The organism is Desulfatitalea alkaliphila (assembly GCF_022968795.1).
Lineage (GTDB): Bacteria > Desulfobacterota > Desulfobacteria > Desulfobacterales > Desulfosarcinaceae > Desulfatitalea > Desulfatitalea alkaliphila.
In genome coordinates, this window is sequence record NZ_JALJRB010000079.1 from 1 (window position 1) to 982 (window position 982).

Below are 982 nucleotides of genomic sequence, written 5' to 3' on the forward strand. Positions count from 1 at the left end.
CGTTAAGTCCAAAATGAAAATAGAAACTGACACATACGAATCCATTGGCAAGAATTACGAGAATGCCATTTCTTGGATGAAAACTATAGGAGTGAAAATATCATCTGGGAGAACACAGCACTACCTCAAAGTCATGAACTACTGGAGAGATAATTACAGATCAGCATCAGATAGCGTCGCAAAAGGCATATTCCCTGATTTTGTGAGCACAGCATCGGAAATAGATTCGTTTATTAAAATATACAAGGCTTTCAAGGCTGAACCAATAGAGAAACTAACGTCTATCGAAGCGAAGTTGCAAAAGGGAGTAAACGGACCCCTTAACGCAGAAGATGAAAATCCAAACACTTCTGAAGCAAGAAATTACATTTTTGAAGCACTTGTTGCTGCAAAAATTTCATAATCCTGAAAAGGATATATCAACGATACTTAGCGCTTCAACAGATACAGCCGTAGAATTTAAAAAGAAAATAATTTGGATTGAATGTAAAAGAGTCACTTCAGAAAAGAATATTGAAAACAATATTAGAAAAGCCGCAAATCAATTAGATAAGCAACTAAACAAAAAAGTGGGAAAAAAAATTAAAACAGGTAACAAAGGCTTGGTTGCAATCGATTTTTCAAAAATGCTCCATTCTGGAGACCAACTATTGGTGAAAGCTAACGACGTTGATCTTCTTAATTCAGTCGGGAAAATTACTGAGACCTTTATCGCTCAGTTTTCAAATCAATGGAATAGAATATTTGAAACAAAAAATAATAGAATTATTGGCACTCTTGTTCATTTTTCCACCATGGCTACGTCGCAGGCAAGAAATTTACTTGTAACTGTCTCAGACTGGGGTGTTAATCCTAAAGTTAATACTTCTCATTTCAACAATAGTCTGTTAAGCGAAATTGCAACTATTATCAATAATATTAATACTTAACCATAGCTTCCAGCGGATCGCGGCCAAAAAGCGGCCGCTCCCGCTGAAGCTCA

Annotated in this window: 2 protein-coding genes; both read left to right on the forward strand. The window is 36.0% G+C overall.

The window, feature by feature from the left end:
- A partial coding sequence (locus MRX98_RS21780) for a hypothetical protein (protein ID WP_246915281.1) occupies nt 1-403 on the forward strand: 403 nt, incomplete at its 5' end.
- Entirely contained in the window at nt 372-929 is a 558-nt protein-coding gene (locus tag MRX98_RS21785) for a hypothetical protein (protein WP_246915284.1), read from the forward strand. The genes MRX98_RS21780 and MRX98_RS21785, both read left to right, overlap by 32 nt.
- Nucleotides 930-982: the final 53 nt, after the last annotated feature.